This is a genomic window from Microbispora sitophila, assembly GCF_014892245.1.
GTDB lineage: Bacteria > Actinomycetota > Actinomycetes > Streptosporangiales > Streptosporangiaceae > Microbispora > Microbispora siamensis.
Map to the genome: position 1 here is coordinate 302,003 of NZ_JADBGC010000012.1, position 22,212 is coordinate 324,214.

General features: G+C 69.8%; 10 protein-coding genes and 2 pseudogenes. 5 read left to right on the plus strand and 7 right to left on the minus strand.

Annotation, left to right across the window (positions count from 1 at the left end; genetic code table 11):
• Positions 1-181 precede the first annotated feature (181 nt).
• The 3 genes from IL992_RS23485 to IL992_RS23495 form a co-directional block, all read right to left on the minus strand.
• Complete coding sequence (locus IL992_RS23485; protein WP_193205512.1) at positions 182-6,766, minus strand: PKD domain-containing protein; 6,585 nt, start codon at positions 6,764-6,766, stop codon at positions 182-184.
• A 478-nt stretch (positions 6,767-7,244) separates the two neighbouring features.
• The gene (locus tag IL992_RS23490; RefSeq protein ID WP_193205513.1) at positions 7,245-10,547 is read right to left on the minus strand and encodes a BTAD domain-containing putative transcriptional regulator; all 3,303 of its coding nucleotides are present in this window, start codon (positions 10,545-10,547) and stop codon (positions 7,245-7,247) included.
• A gap of 187 nt (positions 10,548-10,734) precedes the next feature.
• Positions 10,735-11,931 carry a phosphotransferase gene (locus IL992_RS23495; protein WP_193205514.1) on the minus strand — a complete coding sequence of 399 codons (1,197 nt, stop codon included), beginning with the start codon at positions 11,929-11,931 and terminating at the stop codon, positions 10,735-10,737.
• A 357-nt stretch (positions 11,932-12,288) separates the two neighbouring features.
• Between IL992_RS23495 and IL992_RS23500 the strand changes: the two genes are divergently transcribed.
• Positions 12,289-17,673 (plus strand): type I polyketide synthase, encoded by a 5,385-nt coding sequence (locus tag IL992_RS23500; RefSeq protein WP_193205515.1) that lies wholly within the window; start codon positions 12,289-12,291, stop codon positions 17,671-17,673.
• Between the two features lie 160 nt (positions 17,674-17,833).
• The gene (locus tag IL992_RS23505; RefSeq protein WP_193205554.1) at positions 17,834-18,391 is read left to right on the plus strand and encodes a collagen-like protein; all 558 of its coding nucleotides are present in this window, start codon (positions 17,834-17,836) and stop codon (positions 18,389-18,391) included.
• Between the two features lie 319 nt (positions 18,392-18,710).
• Here IL992_RS23505 and IL992_RS48480 read toward each other — a convergent pair whose 3' ends face one another.
• Together IL992_RS48480 and IL992_RS48980 are read right to left on the minus strand one after the other, a co-directional pair.
• The gene (locus IL992_RS48480) at positions 18,711-18,836 is read right to left on the minus strand and encodes a hypothetical protein (protein ID WP_319018770.1); all 126 of its coding nucleotides are present in this window, start codon (positions 18,834-18,836) and stop codon (positions 18,711-18,713) included.
• Between the two features lie 76 nt (positions 18,837-18,912).
• Positions 18,913-19,146: pseudogene (locus IL992_RS48980) on the minus strand (N-acetylmannosamine-6-phosphate 2-epimerase); the annotation flags it as partial.
• Between the two features lie 28 nt (positions 19,147-19,174).
• Between IL992_RS48980 and IL992_RS48985 the strand changes: the two are divergent.
• The 3 genes and pseudogenes from IL992_RS48985 to IL992_RS23520 form a co-directional block, all read left to right on the plus strand.
• Positions 19,175-19,321: pseudogene (locus IL992_RS48985) on the plus strand (hypothetical protein); the annotation flags it as partial.
• A 100-nt stretch (positions 19,322-19,421) separates the two neighbouring features.
• On the plus strand, positions 19,422-19,700 hold the full coding sequence (locus tag IL992_RS47760) for an acetylxylan esterase (protein WP_264295067.1): 279 nt from the start codon (positions 19,422-19,424) through the stop codon (positions 19,698-19,700).
• 2 nt (positions 19,701-19,702) lie between these two features.
• Positions 19,703-20,503: a crotonase/enoyl-CoA hydratase family protein gene (locus IL992_RS23520; protein ID WP_193205516.1), complete on the plus strand. Its 801-nt coding sequence runs from the start codon at positions 19,703-19,705 to the stop codon at positions 20,501-20,503.
• Here the strand turns inward: IL992_RS23520 and IL992_RS23525 are convergent.
• Both IL992_RS23525 and IL992_RS23530 read right to left on the minus strand, forming a co-directional pair.
• Complete coding sequence (locus tag IL992_RS23525; RefSeq protein ID WP_193205517.1) at positions 20,476-20,751, minus strand: hypothetical protein; 276 nt, start codon at positions 20,749-20,751, stop codon at positions 20,476-20,478. The genes IL992_RS23520 and IL992_RS23525 overlap by 28 nt on opposite strands.
• A 19-nt stretch (positions 20,752-20,770) precedes the next feature.
• Positions 20,771-21,952, minus strand: coding sequence for a permease (locus tag IL992_RS23530; RefSeq protein WP_319018769.1), 1,182 nt, complete (start codon positions 21,950-21,952; stop codon positions 20,771-20,773).
• Between the last annotated feature and the right edge of the window lie 260 nt (positions 21,953-22,212).

A 22,212-nucleotide genomic window follows, 5' to 3' on the forward strand; every position in this document is an offset into this window, starting at 1 on the left:
CTTCAAAGTGCCGGCCAAGGCCTGCTTGATCGTCTATCGAGTGCCGGCGCGAAGACCCGCTTGGTCAGGCCCTCCCCCACGCCCTGCCCGTCGACCGGTTGTGCCGTTCAGCCGGGCTGGGCGCGAGTCCCGCGCGCCGCTGCTGGTGGCAGCAGCGCGCGGGGTCACGTGAATTTCAGGGTCAGCCGGCGACGCGCAACACGCCGCTGACCGGTGCGGGGGCGCCGGCGGGCTGGTTGTCATAGACCAGCGTGCCCTTGGCATCCCAGACCACCAGGTGGAACCGGTCGGTCTTGCCGGCGCCGGTGTCGGTCGCGGTGATCTCGAAACTCACCTTCCCGGCCCCCTTCACCTGCCCGGTACCACGCGCGATCGCCGTACCGTCCGCCGCCGACAGCACCGAGAGGGAGCCATCCCGCAGTTCGAACCCGGGCGCGGTGTAGCTCACCTTCCCGGTGGGCGTCCTGCCCTTGCCCTTGCCGGGGTAGTGGGCGCTGACGGTGAACGACACGGTGCCGTCCTGCTTGGCGCACTCGGCGTTCACCTTGCACGCTCCGGCGGGGACGGTCAGTTTGCCGGCCCCGGTCAGCGACGCGTCCTGGTCGAACACCAGCACCTGCACCTTCTTACCGGCCGCGGTGTCGGCGGTGGTGCGGGCGCCGTGGTTGTCGGCAACCGTCACCGCAACCGTGTACAGGCCCGGCTTGGTGAACGTGTACGGCAGGGTGAGGGTGCCCTTGCCGTTGCGCTCGGCCACCGCACCGGTCACCTGCTTGCCGCCGATGGCCCAGGTCGCGGTGTGGGTGTCACCCGTGGCCTTGTCGGTGAACGACCCAGCCAGCATGACCTGCTCACCCACCGCCACCGTCGCAGGCGCCGCCTTCAGCGTCGCCTCCGGCGCGGGGTTGGTCACATGAGCCACCAGCTGCGCGCTGCCCGTGCCGCCCTTGTCATCGGTCACGGTCAGCACCACCGTGTAGTCACCGGCCGTGTCGTAGACGTGCGAGAGCTTCAGCTGACCGGCGGTCAGCGTGAGCGGCTGCGGCCCGGCCCCATCCCCATAGTCGGCGGTGTAGGTCCAAGAGGAGGAGTCGGGATCGGTGAACGATCCCCTGCCCACCCACTCGCTGCCCGCCTCGGTCGGAGTGTCATAGCCCAGCAGCGTCACCTTCGGCGCCTGGTTCGGCGTCTCTGCAGTCTTCACCGTCACCGCGAACTTACCGGTGGCCTCCAGGCCACCGTCGTCCTTCACCTTCACCGTCACCGTGTAGGTCCCGGCGCTGACCCACTGATGCTCCAGGCCGATCCGCTTGTCCGCCGACGGGGTGACCGGCTGCGCGCCGGACCCGTCCCCATAATCGACCGTCGCAGTCCACGAGGTCGAGTCCGCGTCGGTGAAGACCACGCCGCGCTGCAGCTTCTCCCCCACCGTCACCTCGACGTCCGGTCCGGCCGTCACCACCGGCGCGGTGTTGGGGGCCGCGTCCTCGATGACGTACGGGATCCCCTGCCAGGTGGTCTCCTTACCGTCGCTGACCATCACCACCGCCATGCCCGAGATCGGACCGGTGAAGGTCTTGGTCGCCGTCACCGTGCCGCCACCCGGCTTCTGGTCCACCGTCGCGGTCACCGGGGGACCATCGCCCCAGGCCACCTGCGCGCTGTGCTGATCGGAGGTGTCGGCGTCGGTGAAGTCCACGCTCAGCGTGAACGGCTTACCCACCGTGCCTCGCAACGGCGTGGCCGGAACCTGGACCACCGGCTTGGCGTTCACGTTCGCCGCGCCGGTCCCCGCCAAGGTGACGGTGTAGGCCGGCGCAGCGCCGTCAGCGGTGGTGAAGGCCAGCTTCCCACTGGCCGCCCCCTCCGCCGTCGGGGCGAACGTCAGCGTCACCACGCACTTGTCCCCGACCGGCAGTTCCACCGGGCAGGAGTTGGACTGCGCGAACGGCCCCTCCACGTCGATCCCCTTCAACGGGATCGGGCTGTTGAGCCGGTTGGTCAGCGTCACCGTGACCGGGTCGCTGCTCGTCCCCACCTTCACCGGATCCCACCAGACCACCCCGGGGGTGCTCAGCAACGGCCGCACCGTCGCCGTGGCCACCGCGGCGTCGTTGTCCGGCTGGGGATCGGCCACCGCCAGACTGTAGCCCTCAGCCTGAACCTTCAGCTCGGTGCCATCAGCCATATCCGCCGGGATCGTCGCGCTGATCTCGACCTTCGCACTCCAGCCCGGCTGCAACACCTTGACCGTGTTGCGGAACCCGCCCTTGATCGGCGCGCAGATACCCCGGAAGGTCTCACACGCCGCCGTACCGGCCAGGGCATCCGGAACCAGCACATCCAACCGGACATCGGTCGCGGCGTCGGCGCCCTTGTTGACCACCGTGGCCGTCCAGGTCACCGACGAGGTCGGACCCGGCTCGGCCGCCGACACCGACGCCGACACCTCAAGATCCGCCTTGGCGGTGGTGGGGGTCAACAGGAACGACCGCATCGAGTCGGGGAAGCCGTTAACCGTCTGTGACCGATCACGGACGACACCTTGGGCCAGGATCTGCCCCGAGGAGTTGACGTCAGACAGCGAAATCAGGCGGATGCACGGCTCGGTGGTGTCCTGGGCGCGCGTGGGACACAACGGCCGGGGCAAAACGTCCGCCAGCTTGTACTGCTTGCCGTCCACCCACAACGCCGGCACCCAGTCGCCGTCTCCCTTCGGCCCCGGCGCCTGACCGGCCACGACACCGTAGCCATTGAGCGCCGTAGCCTTGCCCGCGCCCAGATCCGTCCACTCACCGTCCTTCCAGGTGAAGGCATGCTGCCCCTGTCCATCGCCGCAGGACATCTCACCCGCCGCCACTCCCGCGTTGCTGATGTCATGCGCGACGCCGTTCACACAACCGGGGTGGGAGAACGGAGTGATCACCCCATGCCGGTAAACGGCGGGACTCCAGCTGATGGGCTCAGTGCCGGCATAGTGCGTCACCGTCGCACCGGCCACCGCACCCCCTGCGTTGATATGCGAGGTTTGACCACGAGCGGAGGGCGAATGCGTGAAAAACTCCGGCGAAGCCGGCAGGCCCCCCGCCTGCCCCCGCTCCCACACCGCCAACTGGGCACCATTCTGGCCGAACACCTGACCGTTGTCGTTCAGACCCAACGCCATGCCCGTCGTCGTGCCCTGCGGCTGCAGATCGGTGACCGAACCATCACCCCCATAAACCACAGCGTGCCGGTCATTGCGGCCGTTCACTGACGTGGTGGCCCAACCGGACACCTGACCGGCCTCGTTGATATCGGTGGCGCCCGCCTCACACTTGCCGGCATCAGGAGCATCGGTGCACGCCAAGCCGCCCAGATCGGTGAGCACACCATCCTGCCAGCGCACCGCACGGCTCCTGCCGTCCTTGCCGGTCGCCGTGGCCGCGACCTGACCACTATCGTTCAGACCGCCCGCACTGGTATGTGACGCATCCCCACCGGGCAACGCGCCCAGCTCAGTCACCGTGTAAGTACCGAACCGCGCCTCCACCGTGTGCGCCTGGTCCATGGTCAGCGTCAGCGCACCCGGACCCCGCTCCTGACCATCGACCACCCAACCGATCGGGACACGCCCCGCATCAGCCGTCGCGGTCACCTTCACCTTCGTCCCCACCCGGTAGGTGTCCTGCGCCGGCGACGCCGACACCGAACCACCCTTGCCGGCCGACAACTCCAGCGCGAACTCCCGCAGATCCGGCTTGGCCACCTCCACGACCTCGCGGTCCGTCCGCAGCCCCTTGGCCGTGTCCGCCTTGGCCACGACGTAGTACTGGTCATCGGGCAAAACGTCGGTGCGCGCGCCGTAGACACCGTCGCCGGCGGTGCCGTCCCCGCTGTTGCCGTCATCGTTCAATGTCAGGGCGATATGGGCCGGATTGTGCTCGGCACCGACCATCCGGGCCGTCACCGGCACCCCGGTCACCGGCTGCCCATCATCGGTCACCGCAGCCGTCACCGTCACCCGGCCGTCCTCCGCCGCCTGCGCCTTGGCCACCACCTTCACCGGGTTGCCGGTCACCCACGCGGTCAGATCGGCCTTCACCGCCTGCGCGGCCGTGTTGGTCACCTCCAGCGTCCACCCGCCCGCCTGCGGATTGGTGACACTCAACCCCTGGAACAGCTGCTTGGCCGCCTCACTGCCCGCCGCATACGACGTCGCCACCTTCCCCGACGGATCCCGCAGCGACAACCCCACCGTCTCGGGCAGCACACCGGTGACACCGAACGCCAGCCCCTGCGGCACCTGCAACGGCACACTCGCCGTCTGTCCCGCCTCCACCGTCACCGTCGGCCCGTCGAACATCGACAGCGAGCCGTCCTGCCCCGCACCGTCACCGGTCGTGGCGGTCGTGGCGGCAGCGCCGGCCGGCGCCGTGACCTTCTTGCCCGGCGCCGCGGTCGACTGCTTGCTCGTCAAGGTGGGGCCGGGGAGTCCGGTGTCGAGGACCTTCAGCGTCGCCAGCCGCGGCAGGACGTACTCCGTGAAATCCGCCTCAGAGAACGTCATGAACGAGTGAGGCGTATAGGTGATGTGATGATCGCCCCATCCGGGAAGGAGGTGCAGCGCGCTCCACGTGGGAACGACAGTATCGCCTACTGACGGTAACGGGTCCTTTGCCGTGGTGCAGGGAACCGGCAGCAGGTCGCCGACGAGGTTGGAGGCCAGCACACCCTTCAGGTTCGTGATCCAGGCGTTGAACCCTGTGTGCTCCTCGTCGCCGTTCATCCGCTCGGTGGTGTTATCGATGACCGCCGGATACCAGGGAGAAAGCTCGTCCGAGATCGACTTTTCCACCAGCATGTCCGCACACGGGCTGCCCGCGTTCGGCACGCCCATCCCGATCAGGCGGGTCACCACCGGCTTGTTGTCCGGCGTCATCGGCATCTTCGTCTGGATGTACTGCCGAGTAATCAGACCACCCATCGAATGGGCCACCACATTGACATAAAAGGCGCCCGTCTTCTTGCGCACATCTTCAATGTAGGTCGCCAGCTCATCGACGTTCTCCCACATGCGGTAGGTCTCGTGCAGCGGGTTCCACTTCTCGCCGGTGTCCATCCGGCCCTCAACCTGGCCGTCGCCGACCGCCCACACGTGGCCCTGCGGATGACCCAGCTCCTGCATCATCTCGTCGAACTCGCCCCAGGTGTCCTCCGCGTCGCTGCGGAACCCATGCACCGCCACCACAGGCTTCGGCACAACGACGACGGGCTGGGACTTGCTGTCCACGACCCTGTCACCGTAGTAGAGCTTCGCGGCCACCTTACGGTCCGACTGCGGTTTGGCGCCCTTCTCCCAGGCCCAGCCCGTGGTGTCCCAAATCTCATACGCGGTGAAAGTCTGATGTGGATGCAAATCAAGTATTTGCGCTCCACTGACGATGCTGCGACCGGTCACCTCGTCGACCAGCCGAAGGTCTGCAGACACGGGGAAGTTGCTGGGGTTGGTGACCTGGACGGTGACGCGGACCTTGTTGCCTTCGACCGTGCTGCCCCCGTCCGCCGCGGAAGTCCACTCCGTGGAGGGGTACCTCTTGGTCTCAAGAGTGACCGAATTGATGACGGGCTGGGTTCCCAGATCGAGCAGGAAGGCATGGTTGACGTTGGAACCACCGAGCCGGCCGACGCCCGCGATCTCGTTGAGATCGTTGATGTCCTTGGCACTGCGCAAGGTCCAGCCCGAGCCCGGTGGCAGCAGGGTATTCAGATCGATTCCCTCGCCACCTTGATACAGAGCGGCACGCTCACGTCCCCAGCTGTCGATCAGCTCTCCCACGGCGATGCCAGCCTTGTTGATCCCTTTCACCCTGCCGCCGCGGGAAGGGATGGTCTGCATAATGGGTTTGCCGTAATCATCCCAGATGACGGGGAGAGCCACCTCGGGCGTGCTGCGCCGGTCCACATAGCCTGCGACCCAGCCCTGCTCATTGATTGCGGTGGCTATTGTGGCGAAGAATCCGTCCGCAATGGGGACCGTCAGAATATCCCGCCTCGGGTCGAGGGGCTCGCCGGGCTCGGTCCGATAGGCCTGAAAATCCCAGGGCGGATCAGAGTCCATGTCAGCGAAACCGACGACCTGACCGGAATTGTTTATGGCCCTAGCCTCCAAATACTGATTTTTGAAGGATCGCAGACTCAACTTGGAACCGTCCGCATCACGCACGAAGGCACTGCCCACAACTTGACCGCGGTCGTTGATCCCGTAGGCCCCTGCCAATTTGCCTATGGGGCTTACTGTGCCGTTTTTGACGAGGTAGGTCATACCCGCGGGCGCGTCGTCATCCGTGCTCGTGTTGTCAGTAGTGACGACCACCGTGCCGTCGTCATTGATATCCTGAGCAACGCTTGAGTTGTCGCTCCCCGCGCCGACGAGCGCGTGAATATCCGTGACGGTTCCACCGGAAAACAGCACGGCATGCTCTTCGTCAATCCCCGCAGTGCCACCGCTTCTGAATCCAACGACCTCGCCTTTGTTGTTGATGGCGGTAACGTCACCTTCGGAAATGGCATCGTCGTCGTCATCGACGGGACCGAGATCGATGATCTTGACTGCGGGCTCCGCGGCCGCCACCTTCACGTCCCGAGACAGCACCGAGGCGGACGCGGCCAGCGCGGGTAGGGGTATGGCTAGGGAGCCGACCACCGCGATGGTCAAGCCGACCACCACGGCGATCAGAGGGGTCGCGATCCGCCGAGCGGAATCGCGTCTGGGTAACAGGATCAAGGATCCCTCCGCAACTAGGGCCGCGCCTTCGGGGCGCCGCCAGTGACTTCCAGTGGGCCTGGTAGGGGAGTCGCGGTCCCGGGCAGGGGTGCAGGACAGACGAATCCCGGTAGCCGATTGCAACAGCTGCGCTTGCGACTCGCGTGAACCGACTTGCAGGGCGCCGCCACTTGGTGATCGCGATGTGAGTGAGGGGTGGACGCCTGGTAAGGAGGTTGTGGGCACGAAACCGTCTGCCTGCGCTGCCCGCCCTCAGGGCCTTGGCCCGAGAGTCCCGCCTGCGGCGCAGGAGTCGCTTGCGGCGCGCTGGAAGGCGTTTGCAGGAACGTGCGAGTCACCGGGGCGGGGAGGCACCAACTCAGAAGCCCACGGGACTACAGCCTGATGTCTGCTCCTGCGTGAAGCCGTGATTCGACCATCCAGCCACGAAGATGGTCGCGAGCCCGGCTCTGCAGTATCACGAACGGCATTACAGGGGTCATCTGTATGCCAGCGAATGCAACGTGTAGAACCTGCCGAGCGAATGCGAGATCCTCGGCGGTCGTTGCAAGGTTCTTCTCGCGGCTCTGGCCCGGTCCCGCCACGAGGGGAGCCCGGTCTGCTCGGCCAACTGTTCCAGGGCGGACAGATGCTCGATGGCGCCAGCCTGGTCGCCTGTCGCGGAGGCGAGCAGAGCGAGGTACCAGTCGACGGGTCCCGCCGTGGTCATTCCGAGCCCCGTGACGATCCGCCCTCCGTACGGCAGCAGCGCGGAATAGCTCACGTGGCAGGCGGAGACGTCGCCTGCAGCGGCCTGCGCGGCGGCCTGCAGGCAGGTCGTGCTCAGCCAGGACCAGTCGCGCACCGGTGCCCGCCACCCGTCGGCCGCCGCCACGCGTGCTTCCATGCGACGTCCGAGTGCGGACAGGTGCAGGACTCGGCCGGCGTGAGCGAGTGACGGGTTGACGCACGTGATCTCGCCGATGAGCGGGCCGGCCTCTCCCATGCGGCCCTCGCAGTACGCCAGCGTCAACCGCCCGGTGGCCACTATTTCTGCCGCGTGCTCCCAGCCCAGGCGGTCAGCCTGTCGCTCGGCCTCGTCGTACGCCGCCCTGGCCTCGTCGAATCGGCCGTCGAGGGCGAGGCGGCCGGCCTGCCAGAGGGTGTGCTGGCAGCGTGGCCAGGGCAGGGGCAGGCGTTCCAGCAGCGCCGCACAGCGGGCGGCGGCCCGGTCGGCGCCGGCCAGGTCGAACGACTCCAGCCGGTTGTGGGTGTGCATCATCTGCGCGAGCAGTTCGAATCCCGGCGCCTGGACGCCGAGGGCCAACTCATGCAGTTCGTCGGCGATGCGGGTCGACTCGGCCAGGTGCGGCGGCTGGGGCAGCGCCAGGTGGCGCGCGTTCAGCATCCGCATGAGCAGGTGCGGGTCGCCCAGGCGGCGGGCCATGTCCACGGCTTGTGCGGACAGGGCGTCGCAGCGCTCGTCACCGCTGCCGTCGTCCAGTTCCTGGGCCAGCCCGGCCAGCAACCGGGCACGCTCGGGACTGTCACTCTCAGGTAGGCAGTCCAGTGCCGTCTGGAATCGGTGGACCAGCCGAAGTTCGATGGTTTCGCGGGGGTCGCGGGTGGTCCACAGGGTGGGGGCGTCCAGTGCGGTCAGCGCTTGGACGGCCAGGTCGGGGCGTTCGGGGACGCGGTCGGCGGCGCGGACGGCGTCGGCCCTCACCTGCCGGGCGGCCATCGGGTCGCCGGCCTCCAGCAACGCGTGAACCTGCCGCAGCAGCAGTTCGACGTGGGTGCCGGGGTCGCCGGCGGCGGCGTCGTGGGCTTTGACGGCGCGGCCCCACCAGGTGGCGGCCTCCTCGTAGGCCAGGCGCAGGGTGGCCTGCTCGGCTGCCGCACCGGCCCAGCGGACCGCCTCCTCGTAGGCCGCGGGACCGGCCTCCACCGCATGATGGGCGATGACCGCCACATCGGCTCCGGGCCGCGAGGAAAGAGCAGTCATGACATCCCGGTGCAGCACCGCCTTGCGCAGAGGCGGGATGTCCCGGAGAAGGCATTCGCGGACCACGTCATGGGTGAAGACGAGGCGGCCGCCACAGAGGGTGAGAAGACCCGCCCTCGTCGCCTGGTCCAGCGGATGAAGCGGAGCGCCTCCCACCTGGCAGACGAGCCCGGGGTCGAAGTCCCGGCCGACGACGGCGGCGATCCTCAGCACCTCGACGGCCTGCGGGCCGAGGGCGGCCAGGCGCTGGCGGACCAGTTCGGCCACCGCGTCCGGGACCGTCTCCAACGGCCGCCCCTGAGCCAGCAGCCGCACACTCTCCCGTACGAAGAACGGGTTGCCACCGGTACGGTCCGTCAGGCGTGCGACAACCTCATCGTCCATGCCCACGCCCATCTCCTCGGCGATCTGCCCGACCGCCTCCACCCCCAGTCCTTGGAGACGGATCCGCACCAGGTCATAACCGGCCAGACGGACCAGCAGCTCATCAACCGGTACGCCACTGTCCACCGGCAACGGGACACGAAACGCCCCTACCACCGACAGCGGCACCCGCTCGGCCATCCCCCCGACCAGCACCGCCACGTCCCGCAGCAACTCCAGCGACGCCGGATCCGCCCACTGCAGATCGTCCAGCACGATCACCACCGGCCGCGCCCGCGCCGCGGTCACCAGCCACTGGGCGATCGCCTGGTTGCGCCGCAGCAACGCCGCACCACCCGGCCTCATCGGCACCTCATCGCCCAGCAGCCCGGCCAGCGCCGAGCGGTCCGGCGGTGGACAGCGCTGCTCCAACGCCCCCAGCACCTGCACCCACGGCCACAACGCGGGCGTGCCCTGCGTGTCGTGGCAACGCCCCCACACCACCACATGCCCCGCATCCGCGCACCACGCGTCCAACGCCTCCAGCAGGAACGTCTTACCGATCCCCGGCTCCCCGCTCACGGCCGCGACCCCCACCCCCCGCCGTGCCACCGACCCTGCCAACGCCACCAGCTCGCCCAACGCCCCCTCTCGTCCCCGGACGGTGGGTACGGCTGCCCGCGGCGAAACCCGCGCCTCGGAGGCGCCGTCACTCCGCGCCTCGGTCCGCAGGACGATCTCGCCTTCCAGTGCCCGCAACTCCGGGCAAGGGTCAAGACCGAGCCGATCGGCCAGCAGCGCTTTGACGCGCCGGAGCAGGGCGAGCGCGTCGTGCCGGCGACCGGTGCGGTACAGAGCCAGCGCGAGCAGATACCACAACCGTTCCCGCAACGGGTCGGCCGCCGTCTCGGCCTCCAGATCCGCGATCACCGCCTGCGGCCGGCCCAGATCCAGCAGCGCCTGCGCCCGCCGCTCCACCGCCACCAGCCGCAGCTCACGCAGCCGGCTGACCTCCGTCAGCGCCCACGGCGCGTCGGAGAACTCCTCATACGGCGAGCCCCGCCACAGCCCCAGCGCCTCCTCCACCGCCGCCAGCGCCTCCGCAGGCGGCAGGAACTCCGCACGCTCGACCAGATCGGTGAAACGGGCCGCGTCCACATTCCCCGCCACCAGCGCGTACCCCGGCGGTCGCCCCACCAGCACCCGCGGCCGGCCGCGCGCGGGCCGGTCCGGCTCGATCGCCCGCCGCAGATGCGACACGTACGACTGCACCGTCGCCGGCGCGCTCACCGGAGGCGCGTCCCCGTACACATCCTCGATCAGGGCGTCCACGGAGACGACCCGCCCTCCCGCGACCAGCAACCGGGCCAGCACGGTCCGCTGGCGCGGCCCGCCCAGGTCGACGGGTGTGCCGTTCGCGTCGTAGACCTCCATTGGACCGAGAACACGGAACTCCACCCCGAAACTCCCAGCGGACGGCCCCTCGGCCTCGCGGCCCTTACAGCGAGGGAGCGTACGTTGGGGACTCCACCGATTCGTCCGCCGGACGGGTGATCGGCGCTCCTCCGCCGGACGTATGCCGCGAACGCATCGGCGGCGAGGGGTCGCCATGCCGAAGGGCCTATCCGATGGACCGCCGCATGCTGTCGAGGGATTCGAGGTCCTCCACCGCCTGGGACATCCGGGCGACGTTGATCATGCTGAACCCCTTCGGCTGCATCTCGGGCTGCAGACGCGTGGCCCCGATGGTGAACAGCCAGAACGCCAGCCCATGGAACATCTGCCGGCGGTAGGCGAGCCAGGCCTCGTCGAAGGCGGGCGGCTCGCCGCCCGCCGCCTTCAGCTCGTCGAGATACAGCTCGATGAGTTCGCGCTCCCACGCTCGTCTGTCGTCCACCGTGAGGGCCGACGAGAGTGCGTACGCCACGTCACCCGCCCACTGGCCCTTCGTCAGGCACTGCCAGTCGTAAAGACCCATGCTCTTCTGCGTCGTGGCGTACCAGTTGCCGATGTGGACGTCGGTGTGCAGGAGCGTCAGGGGCGGCCGCGAGTTCAGCGCCAGGGAGCGCATGAAGGAAGGCCAGATCTCCGACCTGCGCCGCAGGACGGATTCGGGCATGATCTCTTCCGACACCTTCACGCCGTTGTCCGCGACACCCCGGAAGCCGACCAACTCGTTCAGGTTGACCTGGTACGCCTCGGAGTTCTTCAGCCAGGTGAACTCGGAGGCCAGCCGGGGGCTGTCCCAGAATGCGCCGTGAAGGGCGGCCAACTGGACCATCATGCTCTCGGCCATCGATCGATCCACGTACATCTCCGGATTTCCCGGCCGGGCGCCGCGGGTCGTCATCACGTCCTCGAGCAGGAACATCGAGCGCCAGGACCGCTCGTCGTAGGCCGCGTAGTAGCCGATGGGCGCCTCGATGGACAGGCCCGGCCGGACGAGCCGGTAGAAGCGCGCCTCGCTGGAGACCGCCGCCGCGGGACCCACCAGCATGCGGGAGAGCAGCTTCGACGTGAACTTGGCGAACACGGCCTCCGGCAGGCCGGCCTCGCGCCCGGCCTCGTTGTACGACACGGTCATCGCCTGGCGGGACGTGGTCCCCTCACTGCCGGCGCCCCGCTCGAATCCGAGGACGCGGGCACCCGGATGCTCCCGGCACAGGACGGCGGTGAGCCACTCCTCCGTGATGTCGTGGTAGGACCCGGGGATGTCCTCGGCGGTCGCCACGCGAGGCCTCGCGACCCGTTCCCGGAGGGTGTGGCCCGCGATCCGCAGCATCGATCCGGCCAGCCGCGCCTTCGCTGAAACGCTCAATTCTCACTCCTCATGTCGAGAGCCGGCCTCCCGGAGGGAGGCCTGGTCGCTGCCGGGTCAACCCTGTCCGCCTCTCGTTGCGGACGACTTGAAACGTCCGGCAGGACGCACCCGGTGCCGCGAGGCGGCCCGCGCCGCATGGCCGCGCTCGCAGACCACCCGGAGCAGGACCGCGCCAAGTCAGCCGCAAGGTTCGCAAGTCGGGAGCAAAGGGCGGGTGTCATCGTTCAGTGCGCTGGGACCGCGAGAGATGCGCGTCCGCTCAAACGGCCGCGGCCACTCCTCCGTGCCGCTCGTCAGGGACGCGGCGCGGGGCTCTCGGCCTCCCACCCGGAAGAAGCGACAAGGGACACCGCCATGAGCTCGACTCACCAAATCAGGCCTGCGCTGGAACCGATCGCCGTCGTGGGGATGGCCTGCCGGCTACCCGGCGCCCGCTCGCCCGAGGAGCTGTGGGAGCTGCTGTGCCGCGGCGAGAACGCTATCTCCGAGATTCCCCCCGACCGATTCCCGATCGAGGAGGTCTACGCCCCCGCATCCGGGGTGCCGGGAAAGCTCGCCTCTAAGTACGGCGGTTTCGTCTCCGGCATCGACGAGTTCGACGCGGAGTTCTTCGGCATCTCTCCCCGTGAGGCCGCGGCGACCGACCCCCAGCACCGCATCGTCATGGAGGTGGCCTGGGAAGCCTTCGAGGACGCCGGCCTCGTGCTGGAACGGATGCAGGAGCTGACCGGCGCTGTTTTCATGGGGGTCATCACCAGCGACTACTGGGATCGCCAGTCGGGGGTGCTCGAAGAGCTCGACGTGCACACGGTCGCCGGCAGCACCCGAGGGGGCAACGCGGGACGCATCTCCTACGCCCTGAACCTCACCGGGATGAGCGTGGCACTCGATGCTGCCTGCTCCTCCTCCCTGGTCGCCGTGCAGCTCGCCGTCCAGTCGCTGCGGGCGGGCTCGTGCGATGTCGCCTTCGCCGGCGGCGTGAACGCCATCCTCACCCCTGATCACGGCATCGGGTTCTCCCAGGGCGCGATGATGGCCCTGGACGGCCAGTGCAAGGCGTTCGACGCCCGCGCCGACGGCTACGTCCGCAGCGAAGGCGTCGGCATCGTCGTGCTCAAGACGCTCTCCCGTGCGCTGGCCGACGGGGATCGGATCCACGCCCTGATCCGTGGCGCCGCTGCCAGCAACGACGGCCACTCCGATGGTTTCATGGCCCCCCAGGTCCCCGGACAGCAGGCGGCGCTGCGGGCGGCCTACCGCGACGCCCAGGTGGATCCGGCCAGCGTCGCCTACGTAGAGGCCCACGGCACCGGCACCAGCGTCGGCGACCCGGTGGAGATCGCCGCACTGGCGGGAGTGCTCGGGCAGGGACGGCCCGCGGATCGCCCGCTCCTGGTGGGCTCGGTCAAGACCAACGTGGGGCACACCGAGGGCGCGGCCGGCGTCACCGGCCTGATCAAGACCGTGCTGTGCGTCAAGCACGGCTGGCTCCCGGCGAGCCTCAACTTCAGCACGCCCAACCCCTCCGTTCCCTGGGACGAGATCGGGGTGCGGGTGTGCGACCGGGGACAGCCGTGGCCGCGGGAAAACCAGCCGCGCAGAGCCGGGGTCAGCAGCTTCGGCGTCACCGGCACGAACGCGCACATCATCGTTGAGGAGCCTCCGCAGACCGCGCACCCGGACGAGAGCCGCGAGGACGGCGACCGCCCCATGCTGCTGCCGGTCTCGGCCCGCACCCCCGGCGCCCTCACCGCGCTGGCGGCACGCTACCGCGACCTGCTGAGGACGACCCCGCTGCACCAGGTCGCCCCCGCGGCGGGCATACGGCGCAGCCATCACGACCAGCGGCTCGCCGTGGTCGCCGTCACGGCCGACGAGGCCGCGGCCAAGCTGGACGCGTACACCGCGAACGGCCACGCGGAGGGCGTGTACACCGGTGAAGCCGACGATCTGGGCGGGACCGGCCGTACGGCGTGGGTGTTCCCGGGACAGGGCGCGCAGTGGGTCGGCATGGGCCGCGACCTGCTCGACCAGGAGCCGGTCTTCGCCGCGGCGATCGCCGACTGCGAGAACATGATGCGCCGCTACGCCGACTGGTCCCTGACCGCCGAGCTCAGGGCGGATCCGGAGGCCTCCCGCCTCGCCGAGATCGACGTGGCCCAGCCGACGATCTTCGCGATGCAGGTGGCGCTGGCCCGCTTGTGGCGGTCGTGGGGTTTCGAGCCGGATGCTGTGATCGGGCACTCCATGGGCGAGGTCGCCGCGGCCCACGTTGCCGGCGTGCTCGACCTCGACGACGCCGCCCGGATCATCTGCGGCCGAAGCCGGCTGATCCGCGCCACCAGCGGTCGCGGCGCCATGGCGGCGGTCGAGCTGACGGCCGAACGCGCCGAGGCGCTGATCGCGGAGCGCGGCGGCCGGGTGGTCCTGGCCGTGCACAACGGGCCGACCTCGTGCGTGCTCGCCGGCGCGCCCGAGGAGATCGACGCCATCCTCCGCGACCTCGACGCCGAAGGCGTCTTCGGGCGGCGCGTGCAGGTGGACATCGCCTCGCACAGCCCGCAGATGGACCCGCTCAGGGAACCGCTCCTCGAGTTGCTCGCCCCCCTGCGCCCCCGGCAGGGCGACGTTCCGCTGATCTCCACGGTCACCGGCCGATTCGTCGACGGGTCAGGCATGAACGGGGCGTACTGGGTGGACAACCTTCGGGAACCGGTGCTGTTCGCGGACGCCGTCCAGCATCTGGCGGAGTCGGGATTCGACACCTTCGTAGAGTTCAGCCCCAACCCGCTGCTCGCCCGGGCCGTCCAGCAGAACCTGCGTCACGTCGGCCGGGACGGGGTGGTCGTCACCGCGCTCACCCGCGACACCCCTGGCCGTACCGCTCTCCTCGAGGCCGCGGCCGAGCTGTACGTCAACGGCCGGGCCGTCGATTTCTCCCGCCTGCAGCCCCACCGTGGGCACCACGTGCCCCTCCCCTCCTACCCTTGGCAGCACACGAGGTACTGGAAGGACCCGGTCAGGCGACCCGGAGTCGTCCGGGACGGCGGCGGCCACCCGATCACCGGCGCGGCTCTCACGCTGGCTCCCGCCGACACCCTGGTGTGGGACTTCGACCTGGACACCGAGCGACTGCCCTACCTGAATCACCATCAAGTCCATGACATGCCGATGCTGTCCGGGACCGCCTTCCACGAGCTGGCCCTTGCCGCCGGGGAGGAGGCGTACCGCGGCCTGACCTTCGCCGTGGAGGATCTCCGCATCGAGCGCGCCGTGTTCCTCACGGCGGACGTCCCTCAGCGCCTTCAGGCCCGACTCGACCCGGCCGGAGCCGACCACACCCGCCGCTGGACGTGTTACCTCGCGGACACGACCGGCGAGACCACCGAATGGTCCCAGGTCGCCACGGCCCTTGTGCGTTCCACCAGCTCCCCGGAGGAGGCCCCCCGGGTGGGCCGTCCCGACCTCACCTGTTATCCCCGAACGGTCGACGTGGCGGAGCACTACGCCGCGCTGCGCCGCCGAGGCATCCAGCAGACGGGCCCGTTCCAGGCGATCGTCGCACTCCGTCGGACGGAGGCGGCCGTGGCGGCCGAGCTGCGGATCGACGACGGCATAACCGCCGGTCTGGACCGCCACCTGTTCCATCCGGCGCTGCTCGACGCGGCCCTCCAGCCCGTGATGGCCCTCCTTGGCGACACCGACAGTGCGCATCACACCTATCTGCCGGTGCGCACAAGCCGGTGCCGCGTGCACCGGCGCCTGCGGGCAGGCACCCGTCTGTGGGCGACCGCCGTACGCGTCTCGCGCGCGGAAGAACGTGAGCTGGTCGAATTCGACGTACTGATCAAAGACGACGAGGGCCGGGTGATCGCCTCCGTCGACGGCTTCCAGATCAAACGACTGAACGAAGATCTTCCCGAGATCGCCGAGCGAAAGGCGGCGCGCCTGCTGTACGGGGTGGAGTGGGCGGAACTCGACCCCCTGCCCGATCCCGCGCCCGAGCGTGCTCCCTGGCTGGTGGTAAGCGATTCCCCCCTCGGCGCCGAACTGTGCGCCTCGCTGACGGCGGCGGGGGGCGAGCCGCTGCTGGTCCAGCCCGGCGACCGCTATCGGAGACTCGATCCGCAGCGGTGCGTGCTCGACCCGGCCTCCACCGAGGACTGGACGATGCTCGTCAAGGAACAGGCCGCGAACGGAGCCTGGCCCCCCAAAGCCGTCGTGCGCCTGTCCGCCCCGCGCGCCGGCGGCGAGGCGACCGGGCCGGAGACCCTGGCGGGGTCCTACGAGGTGCTCGCGCTGGTCAAGGCCTTGACAAGCGATCCGCAGGCCGCTCCCCGGCTCTGGCTGGTCACCACCGCCGCCCAGGCTCCCGACGGCATCGGGGATGTCGACCCCACGCAGACCGCCGTGTGGGGCCTCGGCCGAGTGATCCCCTACGAGCACCCCGAACTCCGCTGCTCGATGATCGACCTCCCCGAGAACCCGGACTCCGGCGTACTGCACGCGCTCGCGGCCGAGATCGGGAACGACGGAACCGAGACCGAGATCGCTCTGCGGGACGGCCGCAGGTACGCCGGCCGGCTCAGCCGACGGCCGCTTCCCCCTGCGTGCCCGGTCCCTGTACGGCCGGACGGAACCTACCTGATCGCCGGCGGCTGCGGCGGGGTCGGGCTGCTCACCGCCGAATGGCTCGTCCAGAACGGCGCACGCCACCTCGTCCTGGTGGGCCGGGGCGGCGCTCCGGAGAGCGCGGCGGACCGGATCGCCGCCATGCGGTCCGCCGGCGCGGACGTGCACGTCGCCGCGGCGGACATCGCCTCACGGGCGGCGGTGGCGAATCTGCTCGACGAAATCGCCCGGCGCATGCCTCCTCTGCGAGGAGTCGTCAACTCCGCCGTCGTCCTCGACGACGGGACGCTGACGCAACTGGACCGCACGCGGTTCTTCACGCCGATGCCTCCCAAAGTCGAAGGGTCGTGGAACCTGCACGAGCTCACCCGCCACCTGCCGCTCGACTTCTTCCTGATGTACTCGTCGGCCGCCTCCGTGATCGGCTCGCCGGGCCAGGGGAACTACTCCGTGGCCAACGGCTACCAGGACGGGCTCGCCTGGCACCGCCAGGCCAACGGGCTCCCGGCCCTGGCCGTCAACTGGGGACAGTGGGCGGCGACCGGACAGGTCGCCAAGGCGGACAAGGACCTCCGGCTGAACGAGCGCGGCTTCGCCGGTTTCACCCCCGCCGAGGGCCTGGCCGTCCTCGACCGGTTACTCTCCTCTCCGCACGCACAGGCGTCCGTCATGTCGTTCGACCCCGCCGCCTGGACCCACTACTTCCCCGCTCTGCGCACCTCGTCCCTCCTTCGGCACCTCCTGGAAGACGGAGCGGCGAACGGCGTCCCCATGGCGGAGCTTGAGTCGGCCGCCCTCGCAGGCCTTGGCGAGGAGGAGGCCCAGCGGCTCGTCGCGGCGTACCTGTGCAGGCAGGTCGCGGCCATCGTCCAGCTGCCTCAGGAGAAGGTTGACCCCGCACAGCGCCCGCACCGCATGGGCCTCGACTCCCTCATGGCGGTCCAGCTGCGAAACCGGATCGCGGCCGACCTCGGCGCCCACCTGCCGGTGGCGGTCTTCCTGCAGCGCCGTACGATCGGCGATCTCGCGACCGTCGCTCTCGCCCACCTGAGGGAATCCGAAGCCGTTCCTATCGGCTCCGATCGTTCGATCGGCGCGGGTCTGTGAGCAGGCGGTCGGGTTCGTTCCGGTTCGACTTCGGGAGCCGCGCCGTGACTCCCGATCAGCACCGCGGGGGGATGGCGTCTCGCTCTCGTGGCGGAGGCATCCGCCGCACCGGCGCCTCCACCGTCTGCCGGGCACTTATCGAGAGGGAAGCACAATGAGGGTGAGAAGAAAGACAGCGATGGCCTTCCTCGCGGCCGAGGCGGTCGCGATAACCGGGGTCGCCGCCGGCGGTGTCGCCTTCGCGGGGCAACGAGCCGCCACCATCCACGCGTGCGTTGCGAGTTCGGGGACGCTCCGCCTGGTGAAGGCCACCCAGCAGTGCCGCTCCGGCGAGCGGCGGACGTTCTGGAACCAGGCCGGCCCCCAGGGCCGTACCGGTCCGCAGGGACCGGCCGGAGCACAGGGACCGGTCGGAGCGCGCGGGGCCACGGGCCCGGCGGGCAGGATCACGGGGTACGCGCTGGTGAGTGAGACGAGGACCGCGACCGGCGGCGGTGTGCTGCAGGCCTCCGGGGAGGCCGTCTGCCCGAGCGGCAAGAAGGTGGTGGGGGGAGGCGGAGCGCCCGCGGGAGTGGACGCGCGCAAGGTGGTTCAGGTGCTCAGCGCGCCGACCTCGAACGGTGAGGGCTGGACCGCCGCGTTCCGCGCCACCGAGGAGCTGTCACCCAACACCTTGAGCATCAGGATTTGGGCGATCTGCGCCGACGTCTCCTCCTGACGGCAGGAGCAGACACACCCGGTCTTGGTGCGCTGGACGTGATCCCCCGGCGGGCCGGCAGGGCACGTAAAGGCTTCCCGGCCGATCCCGATGGCCCGGTCGGGAGGGGTCCATAGCCAGGCGGCCTCCCGCCTCAGCGTCAAGCGGGAGGTTGACCGTGAAGCAGCAGGTAAGGCGGAGCAGGGCGCCGCAACTCGGACACAGTCATCTCCCGCCGGGATCCTCGGGGACGAGGCCCGCCCATCACCTCACGGCTTCCTTTTGGCTGCGCCGGGACTGTCGTGCGGAGCGGCGGCGTCACCTCCGCGAGCGCGTCGGATTACCGGCGGGTGATGGTCGTCGGATGCGTGATCGCGGTGCCCACGACGACGGCGTGGGCACCCAGCCGGTGTGCCTCGGACGCCTGCTCGGGCGTGTGGAGACGACCCTCCGCGATCACCGGCACCGGACGGAAGGTGCCTGGCGAGCTCCGCGACCAGTTCGAGGGCCGGTCCGGGGCCGGACCGCGAGTACGGCGTGTAGCCCGCGAGTGTCGTGCCGACGACGTCGGCGCCGGCCCACACCGCCGCCACGCCCTCGTCGTACGTCGATACGTCGGCCATGACCAGCCGTCCGGTCCGCTCGTGGACGGCCGCGACGGTGTCGGCGAGCGAGCTGCCGTCGGGGCGTCGACGGGCGGTGCCGTCGGCGGCCACGATGACGGCCCCCGCCCGGGCGACCTGAAGGGCGTGCTCGACGGTCGGGGTGATGTGCACCTCGCCGTCGCCGTCCTTCCACAGTCCGATGAGAGGCGGGTCGAGCGCGGCGCATCCGGCGCAGGTCCTCCAGTCCCTGCGCGCGGATGCCGGGGTCGCCGCCCTCGCCGACGGAGTCTCCGCCGCGCTGGCTGACGTGCCGTTCCTGTCCTCCCACTTCTCCCGCACCGCGGAGGTCACCGAGGGGGCTCCGTACGCCGAACTGCCGGCCTTCCTGCGCACGCACCGCGACCAGGCCGGGAAGGGCGCTCGCGACGCTGCGCTACTTCGACGGCATGACCATGGCGGCGCACGCGGACGTCCCCGCGCTGTTCTCGGTCGCCCTCATGGACGATGTCTGCCCGCCGTCGACGGTGTTCGCCGCGTACAACCACTACACCGGGCCGAAGGAGATCGACGTGTGGCCGTACAACATGCACGAAGGCGGCGGCGTCCACCAGGAGGATCGCCGGCTCCGCTGGCTGCACGACCCTGGTCCTGAACTCCCGCCTCGCGTTCTAACGTGGTCTCGTTTCCACTGCGGGGCCGTGCAGGCCGTGACGTGCCAGGAGTAGTGATGGGTGACGTGCGGGTGGAGGTCGAGGGATCGATCACCACGATCTGGATGGACCGGCCCGACCGGCGCAACGCCGTCGACCGGGCCATGGCCGAGGAACTGCGGGCGGCGTTCGAGGAGTTCGAGGCCGACCCGGACCAGCGGGTGGCGATCCTGGCCGGCAGCGGCGGCACCTTCTGCGCGGGCGCCGACCTGACCGCGGTCGGGGATCCCGAGCGGCGCAACGAACTTGATCCCGAGGGGGGCGGCAGCGGCCCGATGGGGCCGACCCGGATGCAACTAGGCAAACCGCTGATCGCCGCGATCAGCGGGTATGCGGTCGCGGGCGGCCTTGAGCTGGCGCTGCTGGCCGACCTGCGGATCGTCGAGTCCGACGCGGTGCTGGGGGTGTTCTGCCGTCGCTGGGGGGTGCCGCTCATCGACGGCGGCACGGTCCGGCTGCCACAGATCGTCGGCCTGGGCCGCGCCCTGGACATGATCCTCACCGGCCGTCCGGTGGGAGCCGGCGAAGCCCTCGCGATGGGGCTGGCCAACCGGGTCGTCGAGCCGGGCCGTGCGGTCGAGGCGGCCCGTGAGCTGGCCGGGCAGATCGCGGCGTTCCCCTTCGAATGCGTCCTGACCGACCGGGCCTCCACCTACGCCGCCCTGGACCTGCCCCTGGCCGAGGCGTTGCGCGCCGAGGGGGCGGCGGGTGTCCCGATCGTGGAGCGCGAGGGCGTGGCCGGCGCCGCCCGCTTCTCCGCCGGCGCCGGCCGCCACGGTGTTTTCCCCACTCACCCCTCCGGGCCGAGGCCGGCGTAGGCGCGGCACTCCGCCGCGGCGGCCCATCGCGGCAGCGGATCGGACCGGCCGAGATGATCCCGGAGCAACGGAACCAGTTCGCCGACCGACAGCAGCCCGGCGACGACGATCGCGACGGCCGTGACGCCGCTGACCGTCTCGGTTACGAGTAGCTCACCGACCGCGGCGACAGAGCCGGTCGCCTCCTCGGGAAGCCACGCCGGCAGATACGCCACGGCGGCCCGGACCTGCGGGTCCTCGTCGCCCACGAGAGCGCGCAGCAGGGAATCACGCGGGTCCGTCCGGACTGTCGTCGCCGTAGTGGCCGTGGTGGGAGTCGTCGGGGCCTCCGCCCATCGCTTTCAGCATCGGCAGGCCGCCGGTGGCGAAGAACCGGATCAGCAGCACCGCGGTCGGCACCAGGAAGGCGATGTTGAGCCAGGTGGTGTAGTTCCAGGAGATGTGGGCCTCGACCGCGGAGGCGTTGCGGTGGCCCGGCACCAGGCCCAGCAGTGTGAACAGGAGCTCGACCGCATAGCCGGCCAGCACCATCGTGGTGTAGAAGGTGCCGGCGACGAAGGCGGCCATCTTCACGCCGTAGTACTTCCGGTAGATGTTCAGGATCGGCAGGATGATCAGGTCGGCGAAGATGAACGCGACCACCCCGCCGAAGCTGATTCCGCCGTTCCACAGCACCGCCGCCAGCGGCACGTTGCCGATGGAGCAGACGAAGCTGACGACCGCGACGATCGGGCCGACCAGCGGCCCCCAGATGCGGGCCCACAGCGGGTGGTCGGTCAGGAAGAAGCTCTTCCAGAAGTCCATCGGCACCCAGGCGGCCAGCGCCCCGCTGATCAGGAGACCGGCGACGATGTCCCGCCAGATGGCCGCCCATTCCATGACGAAGATGTGCGAGACCGACGTGAGGCCCTTGGCCGAGGTCAGCCGCCGCCACAGCGAGCCCGGTCCGGTGACGGACATGTCCATCGCGGCGTGCCCCTCCATCGACCCCGCCACTCCCCGCTCGGCCTGGCGGAGCGCGTCGTCGACCAGGCGCCGGCGCAGGAAGACGCGGAACAGCACCGCCAGCAGGACGATCATGATGGGGCCGCCGACGAACTCGGCCAGGGTGAACTGCCAGCCCATCAGCAGGGCCAGGATGATGCCCAGTTCGACGACCAGATTGGTTGAGGCGATCTCGAAGGCCATGGCCGCCGTGAAGCTCGCCCCCTTGCGGAACAGCGAGCGGGCCAGTGCCACCGAGGCGTAGGAGCACGACGAGGAGGCCATGCCGAATCCGGTGGCCGTGGCCAGGGCTCGGGGGGAGTCATCCCCGAGCGCCCGGGTGATCGCCTCCCGGCGGACCACCGCCTGCACGATCGCCGACAGGGTGAACCCCAGGATCAGCGCCCACAAGATCTCCCAGGTCATGGACCCCGCGATCGCCAGCGCGCGCCACAACCAGTCCACGACCCGCTCCCTCTTCCGCTCTTGCCTTCAGCTTTCCGGCTGGGATCGAGTTACACCGTTCGCCTGCCGCCGACAGCGCATTCCGACGCGGAAGGGCCTCCGAGCGAGTCGCCGGAGGCCCTTCGTACGAACTAGCGGAAGCGGCGGAGCCTGAGGCTGTTGCTGACGACGAAGACGCTGGAGAACGCCATCGCCGCCCCGGCGATCATGGGGTTGAGCAGTCCCGCGGCGGCCAGCGGCAGGGCCGCGACGTTGTAGGC

What these genes read in the sequence shown, in the direction of transcription:
- IL992_RS23520 (WP_193205516.1), top strand. Translation starts at nt 19,703, where the DNA reads ATGGGTGACGTGCGGGTGGAGGTCGAGGGATCGATCACCACGATCTGG.
- IL992_RS47760 (WP_264295067.1), top strand. Translation starts at nt 19,422, where the DNA reads ATGACCATGGCGGCGCACGCGGACGTCCCCGCGCTGTTCTCGGTCGCC.
- IL992_RS23500 (WP_193205515.1), top strand. Translation starts at nt 12,289, where the DNA reads ATGAGCTCGACTCACCAAATCAGGCCTGCGCTGGAACCGATCGCCGTC.
- IL992_RS23490 (WP_193205513.1), bottom strand. Translation starts at nt 10,547, where the DNA reads ATGGAGGTCTACGACGCGAACGGCACACCCGTCGACCTGGGCGGGCCG.